General features: G+C 44.7%; 1 protein-coding gene. It reads right to left on the reverse strand.

Annotation, left to right across the window (positions count from 1 at the left end; genetic code table 11):
• Positions 1-34: 34 nt before the first annotated feature.
• Positions 35-10,534 (reverse strand): non-ribosomal peptide synthetase, encoded by a 10,500-nt coding sequence (locus FIV01_RS16475; RefSeq protein ID WP_152432077.1) that lies wholly within the window; start codon positions 10,532-10,534, stop codon positions 35-37.
• Positions 10,535-10,644: the final 110 nt, after the last annotated feature.

Consider the following 10,644-nt stretch of genomic DNA (forward strand, 5'->3'; position numbering starts at 1 on the left):
TTACCCGCTCTACAAATGGGCAATAGCCATACCGTTACTTTTGATTGATGACGGTGATAAGTGACAACAGATAATCTGCTATACCAGCAACATGGTTTTTATGAAGCATAGAGTTATGTTCTCCAGTAACTATCGCACTTTGTATCTGTTCCAGTGAATAAAGAGAGTTAGCATCCAACACCTGCTGTAAATAAGGTGAACTCTCTTCACAACACAGAAGATGTATACTGCCAACACATTGGCCAGATGGGTGATAGCTGCGATTCATCAGCTCCTGTTGCTTATAAATCTGCCAGAACCCATCAAGGGAAAAGCCGTCTTTATCGCAAAAACCTTGATCTGACAGTTTTTGACCAATAGCGAATGATGCAGCGTCGAAATCAAACTCACTAGAATGTTCCAGCACTGGCATATCTATGTCTAGCCAGTTCGAAATACCATTGAGAAAAGCCGTTTTGATTTCTGTTTCACTTGGCTCACGACTGACAGCTTCAAAACTTACGTCGGTCAGAATAGTATCCAGAAGTATCAAGCTAACTTTTATAGCCTCAGCTTCAAGTCTACGCATCACTTCGAATGCCACTCTTCCACCAAACGAATGGCCTATCAATATGACAGGTTCACAAAACTGAGTCGCTTTGAGTTCTTGAACATATCTATCGACCATATCATCAAAACACTCGGTTGGCTCTGTATGTCCAAACATACCCGGAGCGTCGAACGCATGGATATTAACTATCCCACGCAGCGCATTTGCTAAAGGCGCATAGGCCATCGACATACCACCTAACCCCGGAAAACAATAGATGTCAGATTGTGCACCCTCACTAAACGACACCAGACAATTAGATGTGAGGTTGGAGTCTCCGTCATCCATTTTACCTTCAATGTAACCCGCTAAATCTGACAAAATAGGCGTCGAGAATACTTCTTTTACCGCCAAGTCAACGTTAAACCTAGATCGAACCTTATTGACCATTGACATAATCAACAAGGACTGTCCACCAATCTCAAAGAACTGAGCATTGCGGCTAATCGGTGCATCAGGCTTAATTAGATGTTGCCAAATCTCAGCCAATTGAAGTTCTGTGTCTCCTATTGGTTGCTCATAACTTTCTTGACCAAGATCAAACGATTTATTCAACAAAGCCTTGCGGTCTATTTTGCCATTCGGCGTGAGTGGCATTACTTTGATTGCGACGATTGAAGAAGGCACCATATAGTGAGGAAGCTCGGCTCGAATACCTCGATAAATAGCTTGCTTGATTGAAGGCCAAGATGTGTCGGTATTTGAATCATCAATCACAACGTAACTTACTAAAGTAGGCTCTGCACCCGCGGCAGACTGGACACAGGTAATCGCTTCGCTGACCCATGGATTTTGCAACAATTGAGACTCTATTTCGCCTAATTCTACTCTAAAGCCACGAACTTTTACTTGGGTGTCTAAACGTCCCATGTAAACCAGAGAATGTTTGTCTACCCAGCGGACCTGATCGCCTGTTCTGTACAAACGGCGAAGTTGACCATCAATATTTACCGTAACAAATGACTTTTCAGTCAGTTCTGGGCGATTCAAATATTCACGCGCAACGCCTAAGCCACCAATATACAATTCACCACCAACACCATTCGGAACAGGCTCAAGGTATGGGTTTAAAACATAAAACTGGGTGTTAGCAATTGGACCACCAATAACACCTAACGCATCGGTTCGACGTATACGCTTTACTGCCGACCAAACGCTTGTTTCTGTCGGACCATACATATCAAATAGCTGATGCCCATCACTTATAAGCAAGCCTGTCTTAACCGCTGCATTCATGGCTTCACCACCACAGAGCATTTTTAACATCACGTCAGGTTTCCAGCCGTTATTGAGCAGTAATTGCCATGTTGCGGGCGTGGCTTGCATGGCGGTGATACGTTCGTAATCAATTAGACTAGCTAGTAATTCAGCATCCATCGTTGCTTCTGTACTTGCGATAACAACTTGCGCACCAAGAGTTAAGGGCAAAAACAGCTCAAGCGTGTGAATATCAAAAGACATTGAAGTGACGGCAAGTAAATTATCCGTCCTTTCAAGCCCAGGATTAACTGCCATAGAACAAAGAAAGTTGAGCAAAGAACCGTGTTCAATCGCAATTCCCTTTGGTCTACCCGTAGAGCCGGATGTATAGATGACATAAGCCAGATCAGTTCGAGTCACTTCTGGTAACGTGTCAGTAGATATCATCTCCGACATTTCGCTATCTAGGCAAAGCTTGCTTACTGCACCATCAAGTTGTTCAGAGAAACTCTTAAGCGTTAAAACCAAGCTTGGCTGTGAATCTTCCAACATGTACTCGATACGATCGTTTGGATAACGAGGATCGAGTGGCACGTAACCACAGCCAGCTTTACCGATTGCAAGCATAGAAATCAGCATATCCAAAGAGCGGTCAAGATAGATGCCTACCAGCTGCTTGGGCAAAACACCAGCCGCAACAATGCGCCTTGCAAGGCGCTCGGAGGCTTGGTTCAATTCAGCATAAGACAGACATTGCTCACCAAAGCGGGCTGCAATTTCGCTAGGGTGTAATCTGACTTGTTGCTCAAACAAAGACAAATAACTGCCTACATCTGGAAGCTCAACCTGAGTCTGATTGTACTCATTTAATAGAGAGCGACGCTCAGAGTCACTCGTAATTGGTAGCATATAAACGTTTGACTCTGGCGATGCGAGCATTTCCCTAAGCAGGGTAGTTAGAGCACTATTGAATTTTTCAATAGTGCTAACATTGAATAAATCTCTGCAAAATTCCCACGCTAATTCAATGTTTTTTTCTTTTTCTATCACATGCAAAGTAAGATCAAATTTTGCAACCACATTCTCCTCATCCGTCAGATCAATGGTCCTAAACAGATCTGTCTCTTGCCCTTTTTGCACATAGTCAGTAACCGAGAGCATGATCTGAAATATTGGATGATGACTCAGACTACGCTCTGGTTGCAAAGTATCCACAATGCGTTCAAACGGAACCTGTTGATGCTCATAAGCCTCCAATGCGATGCGCTTAGACTGCTTAATCATGTCGTGAAAGGTAATGTCATCGCTAAGCTGGCTTCTGAGAGGCAAAGTGTTGGCAAAAAAGCCAATCAAAGAAGCCGTCTCGGAGTATCCACGGTTTGCGACTGGTGTTGCGATAACAATATCTTGCTGATTACTTAGTCGGCTGATTAAAACACTTAACGCAGCATGCAACCCCATGAAAGTCGTCACACCATGCGTTTTACAAAGCGTCTTAAATGATGAGACAAGTTCATTCTCCAGTTCAAACTTAAATAATTCCCCATGGTAAGACTGAGATTTGGGTCTTGGTCTATCGAGAGGCAGTGAGTGCGCTTGAGGACTGCCATCAAGCTGGCGATTCCAGTAAGCTAAATGCTCATCAAGTTCAGACTTTGCTTGAGGTTGTTGTAACCAATTCGCATAGTCACCATATTGAACAGGCAAAGGTAATAGCTCAATTTCGGCTCCAACATAAAGGCGTTCAAGCTCAGAATGTAAAACCTCAAGAGACCAGCCATCGGATGCAATATGATGCATGGTTAATATGACAACACTTCTGTGCTCAGAGATATCGACTAAATGTCCTCTGAGTAAGGTATTTCGAGAGAGATCGAATGGCGTATTTGCCTCTTGCTGCGCGATTGCTTTAAGTTTAACGTGCACAGATTCAGCATCTTGGTCACTTAAATCTGAGTAGCCTAATCCCAAGCTCTTTGGATGAGCATTAACTTTTTGCCAAACTTGGTCACTGCGTTCAAGATAGCTTGTGCGCAAGATTTCATGTCTCTCAACCACTCTTAGCAGCGCATTCTCTAACCTACTTTTTTCCAGCTTTTCCTTTGCTTCAATCGTATAGCAAATGTTGTAGTACGCATTTGCCCCTTCCATTTTATCGATAAACCATAATCTGTGTTGCATGTGTGAAAGAGGCAACAAGCCATCGCGCTGACTCGGTATAATCGTATGTTTGTCAGACTCCACATTGGTTTGTTTAATTAAGGCAGCAAAGTCGAAAAGTACTGGTGTCATGAACAGCTGTTTCACAGATAGAGACACATTAAACTCTTGTCTGACCAGAGCCAAGACTTGAATCGCTCGCAAAGACTGTCCGCCTATATCAAAGAAGTTCGCTTCACGGCTGATACTCGACGGTTCAATTTGCAATACTTGGCCCCAAATCCTTGCAAGTTGGCGTTCCACCCTATTTTTTGGCGCCGAGTACTCTGTTGATTTGAATTTAAAGCGAGCCACTGGCAAAGCCCGTCTATCGACTTTTCCATTTGGTGTTAAAGGAAGCGATTGGAGGAGAATAATTTGTGCGGGCACCATATGTGAAGGCAGTACTTCTGACAAATATGCCATTAAGCCTTCTGTATAATCCTTGTCTTCATATTCCCCGTGATTGGGAACAACATAGCTCACGAGTTGTTTGTCCCAACTATTCGCCCCCGCTACGTCAAGGGTAATGGATTCGGACACACCGAGATGTCTCTGCAACTGGGCATCAATTTCACCCAACTCGATTCGAAAACCGCGAATTTTAACTTGATGATCAAGACGCCCCAAATACTCAATCTCGCCTTGGTGATTCCACTTGGCTAAATCTCCTGTTTTATACAACCGAGATTGATTATCAGTTGAGAATGGGTTGGAGATAAAGCGCTCTTTAGTTAACTCAGGACGGTTCAGATAGCCTCTTGCCACACCATCTCCGGCGATATAAAGTTCTCCAGCCACGCCTATTGGTGCTATCTGCAGTTCTTGGTTCAGTACGTAAAGCTGAGTGTTATTAATGGGCTTTCCAATCGGAACCGTGATGTAATCGTTCTCAGCCTTACAAGCGTGCCATGACACATCAATGGCCGCTTCTGTTGGCCCATAAAGATTGTGTAACTCAGCATCATGGTTTTTTGTCCACTCTTTAGCTAGCTCTGAAGGTAGAGTTTCTCCACTGGCAAACACGCGCCTTAACGAGCTAGATTGGGTTTGGTATCGACCATCAAACATAAACATAGCCAACATAGGTGGTACGAAGTGCAGTGTCGTGATCTGGCTTTGTTCAATGACATTCAATAAGTAATCAACATCTTTATGACCTTCGGGCCTAGCTATCACAAGTTCTGCGCCTACCATTAGAGGCCAGAAAAACTCCCATACTGAAACATCAAAGCTAAACGGAGTTTTTTGCAAGACCTTATCCGTTTCATCAAGAGCAAATTCTTGCTGCATCCATAGAATTCGGTTAACCAAAGCTTTGTGTTCGTTCATCACACCTTTGGGCTTGCCCGTCGAGCCGGAGGTATAAATCACATAAGCGAGATTGTTTGAAGTCAATCCTGCACTGATTGGGTTGGAAAGATGATTGGAATGAGAAAAATCAAAAATATCCAAATTTATTTGTAAATAATCCGCTGACACCCTGCTTGCCGTTGCATTGCTAGTCAAGATAAGTTGAGGCTTTGCATCATCGAGCATGTTATTAATACGCTCAGTTGGAGAGTCAGGGTCCAAAGGTACATAAGCCCCTCCAGCCTTCAGAATTGCGAGTAAAGCAACCACCATTTCTAGAGAACGATAACAACACAAACCGACTAAGGTATCAGGCCCAACGTTGGCCGATTGAAGACTAGTAGCAAGCGCATTGGCTTTATTGTTTAGCTCATAATATGTCAGAGAGTTACCCTCAAAAGTCAATGCAATGCGATTTGGGCTTCTACCAACTTGTTGCTCGAATAGAGAGTGAATGGTTTCAAATTCAGGGTAGGACTTGGCAGTGTCATTAAACTCCTCTTTCAATAGCGCCTTATCCTCATCAGGAGCAATTTCATGTGACATAACACTTTGACTTGGCGATTGCACCAAATTAGACACCAAGGTCACAAAGATCTCGTTTATTCTGCTGATGGTCTCTGAGGTAAACAAAGATGACGCATACTCCCAACCAAGACTTGCACTGCCCTGCTCTTCTGCGACGTGTAGAGTGAGGTCAAACTTAGACGTGTGATGGTTGTTCTGCGTTTGGTCCAACGCGATAAATCTTTGCTTACCATCATGCTCAGAATCATCACTGGCATAAGTCAGCATGATCTGAAACAAAGGTGAGTGTGCCAAGCTGCGCTCCGGCTGGATGAGCTCGACAAGCTGCTCAAAAGGCATTTGCTGATGTTCATATGCAGCTAATGCTTTTTGCTTTGACTGAGCAAGCAAATCAAGATATGTCGGGCTTTCGCTCAAGTCACTGCGCAAAACCAATGTATTAGCAAAAAAACCGATATTATTTACTACCTCGACATGTTCACGATTGGCTATCGGCGTACCAATGACAATATCATTTTCACTACTTAGGCGTCCGATCAAAGTCGAAAATGCTGCATGAATGGCCATAAAAGGGGTGACTCCCTGATTTTGGCAAAGCTGTGTTAACTGACCGAAAATCTGTGGCGGTAGCTTTCCAACCAATAATTCACCAGCAAACTTCTGCTCAGGAGGCCGTGGTAAGTCAAGCGGCAGACGATGAACCATGGGTAGTGATTGCAGCTCCTGTTGCCAGTACAAGCGGAGCTTTTCAATATTCTCACCAGCAAGCCATGTTCTTTGCCAAACAGCATAGTCTCCATATTGTATTGGCAAAGGCGCCAAGCTATGCGGTTTCCGTTGCACAAAAGCGCCATATATGAGGTCGAGTTCGTTGACCAACACTTCAAGTGACCAGCCATCAGCAGCAATATGATGCAAAGTGAGCAACAATATGTTTGCTTGATCATGTTCAATGACAATCCGCGCCCTGATCATAAGGTCTTCACCCAAGTCAAAACCTGTCTTCGCTTCTTTGACAAACAACGCTGATATGAATTGTTGTTGGGACTTGGTATCTTGGCCACGAAGATCATCAATAGCCAATGGAAAAGCAGTGATTTCTTCCCTTACCTTCTGAACAGATTCCCCTTCGCATAACTCAAAGCTAGTGCGCAAAATTTCATGGCGATTGACGATTTCGATGAGAGCTTTATGAAGAATATTAAGGTCAACCACTTCATTCCAACGAAACGCCAGAGGCATATTATAATGACTGCTATCACCTTCCAGCTGGTCGATAATCCAGAGTCTTTGCTGCATATCAGTCAGAGGTAAAGGCTGGCTTCGGTCAACTGGTAAACATTGATGCATAGACTGAAGCGGTGTGTTCGCTTTATTCTCAATATACTTTGCTAAGTCTTTTAACTGAGGGGAGATGAAAACATCTTTCATTGAAATATCGAGATTGAATACGGCTTTTATGCCGTTCAACAGCTGGATCGCTTTAAGAGACTGTCCTCCAACTTCAAAGAAATTCGCATCACGACTGATGGTCGATGCATCGAGTTTGAGCACCTCTGACCAAAGCTGACACAAACGCGTCTCTACCTCTCCTTGCGGCGCCTGATAACTCACGCCCATACTCAGCGCCGTTGGCTCTGGCAGACCCTTACGGTTTATCTTGCCATTCGGTGTCAGTGGCATCGCCTCTAATACTTGAATAATCGATGGCACCATATAGTGGGGCAACTGCCCTTTCAGATGCTCATATAAACCGCTTCGCGCTTCATCGATTCGCTCAACCCAGTCAGGGTTCAAAACCGCATAGGTCATCAGTTGGCTTTCACCACTGTCGCTGCCTTGGCGAACCACGCTCACCACTTGGTTGACGCTTTCATGGCTTTGCGCCGCCGCATCAACGGCACCAAGCTCAACCCTAAATCCTCGAATTTTCACTTGATGGTCAGTGCGACCCAAATATTCCAGCTCACCATCTGCTAGCCTGCGTACTCGGTCTCCCGCGCGGTACATACGCTCGCCTGGAACAAAGGGGTTAGCCACAAACGCCGCATCGGTTAAATCATCACGATGCAAGTAGCCTCGCGCTAACCCTTCACCCGCAATATACAACTCTCCCGCTACACCGGTTGGTACAAGCTGATGCTGCTCATTAAGCACATAGAACTGAGTATTTCCAATCGGGTGACCTAAGGTGATGGCTGATGCTTTTTCTATCTGTTTCACCGATGACCATACCGTTGTCTCGGTTGGCCCATACACGTTCCAAAGCTCAATAGCACCATGAGTGAGTAGCGATGACTTCAAGCTCTCTGGCATGGCTTCACCACCACAGATTACTCTCAGAGGCTGTGCTGGCTGCCAATTATCATTGACCAGCATTTGCCAAGTCGATGGCGTAGCCTGCATCACACTCACCTGATGCTCGTGCATCAAACCTGCTAGTTGCGCAGGATTTAACGCCGCGTCACTCGAGGCCACCACCACATGACCACCCATAACCAAGGGCAAATACAACTCCAACACATGGATATCAAACGACATCGAGGTCACCGCGAGTAACGTATCTTCTGCGCTCAGTCCTGGCTTTTTCGCCATCGACCACAAGAAGTTCACCACTGATTGATGCTCAACCGCAATGCCTTTAGGCTCACCAGTAGAGCCTGAGGTGTAAATAACATACGCCAAGTCATGAGAAGTCGCATTGTCACGCACAACTGGCACGCTCTCGGTGTTCGCCCATTGATGATGCTCAACCACCAATACCGCCTCCGTGTAAGCTGCCATCGCAAGCTCTGAGTCCTTATCACACAGCACCAAGCTTGGTTGACTGTGCGCTAACATTCCTTGTATTCGCTCTTGTGGGTAGTTAGGGTCGAGAGGTACATACGCCCCGCCCGATTTCAATATGGCAAGTAAAGATACCAACATCGACATCGAACGCTCTTGGTGAACGCCCACCAAATTATCGCTGCCAACACCCCGAGATTGAAGCTCATGCGCTAACGCATTGGCTCGCTTATCCAACTCTCGATAGCTTAATGTTTCCCCATCAAACGTGGCCGCAGGCGCATCGGGTGTCAGCAAGGCTTGTGCTTCAAACAAGTCTGCAACTGACTTATCCCTTGGGTAATTTTGCTTGGTCTGGTTGTGCGCGTAAAGCTCTGTCTCACGTGTCTTTGAGTTAACCAATGGTACCGAGAACGCGCAGCGCTCTGGGTTTTCAGTCATGGCTTCAAGCAAGAGCGTAAAGCTGTTTGCCAAGTTCTCAATGCTGGCACGGTTAAACAGATCTGTGCTGTATTCCCAACTTAAGCTAAGGCCGGATTCATTCTCTTCAACATTGAGTGATAAGTCGAACTTGGCATTATTCGACTTTATCTCTACATCACTAAAGCTCAACCCATCAAGATCTAGATCACTAGATTGATTATTTTGCACTGCCAGCATAATTTGGAACATTGGATGGTAGCTAATATCTCGAGCTGGATTGATTCTCTCAACCACTTTTTCAAAGGGTGTTTGTTGGTGATTAAATGCATCCAACGCAATGCGCTTACTCTGGGTAAGAATATCGATAAAGTTTGCTTGGTCATCATGCTGCTGGCGAAGCACTAGCATGTTAACAAAAAAGCCGATCAAGTTTTCTACTTGCGTTTGGTCGCGATTTGCGGCTGTTGTGCCAATCACAATATCTTGTTCACCACTATAACGAGAAAGCAGGACACTCAAAGCGCCATACACCCCCATAAAAAGAGTGACATCATATTCATTGCATAAGGTTTTAAAAGACGATGCCAAGTTCATCGGAATGTGAGTGGCTATTGTGTCTCCCTGATAACTCGGTAGACTAGGCCTTGCTCTATCCAGCGGCAAACTATGTATACTTGGCATGTTGGCAAGCTGCTTTTGCCAATAGGTAAGCTGGCGTTCAAGAACATCCCCTCTCAAGTATTCATGCTGCCACTGTGCATAATCTAGATATTGAACATCAATAGGTTTTAGCCTGTGTTGAACACCTATTGCAGATTGCCGATAAAGTTGGTTCAGCTCGTCAGTAAGCACCCCCATAGACCAACCATCTGCGGCAATATGGTGAACCAATATCAAAAGTACTGCATTGTCTTCATCCAACTGCCACAAATGACAACGCAGTGACGTATCTCGCTCGAGTTCAAAAACGTATTCTGTTCGTAATTCAAGCTCTGCTCTTACTGTCAACATAGCCGCTTCTATGCCGCATTCCTTGATAACTTCGGCAAGCTTTTGCTTACGATCGATCACTTCAAAGCAAAACTCTACCGGCATAGGCATAACAACTTGTTGAGCGTCATCACCCTGCTTTACATACTGAGTTCGCAATACACTGTGTCGGTCGATGATTTGTATAAACGCGGATTTCAGGGCTTCAAGATCGAGTTTTCCCTGAATATGCAATGCAGAGGGGATATTGTAATGAGCACTTCCTCCTTCCAACTGATCGAGTAACCAAAGTCGCTGCTGAGAAAAGGAGAGTCTCCCCTTGGTCCTCATCCTATCTGGGACAGTAATTTTACTGGCTTGTATCTGAGCTAACTTTTGTTGTTTTTTCTTGGCAAGAAGTTTTTCTACTAACGCACGTTTTTCAGGAGACAAGTTATCAAGTTTATTATTATTTTGAGTAGCCATACTCTTTCATTCCATTGTTTTAGAGTAGAGAAAGCCCTACTCATTTCGAGCTTTCTCATCATCTTTTTAGCGGGGTTAAGCCAATTTAGTTATGTTTTGTGACACTGTGT

It is taken from the genome of Vibrio aquimaris (genome assembly GCF_009363415.1).
Taxonomy (GTDB): Bacteria; Pseudomonadota; Gammaproteobacteria; order Enterobacterales; family Vibrionaceae; genus Vibrio; species Vibrio aquimaris.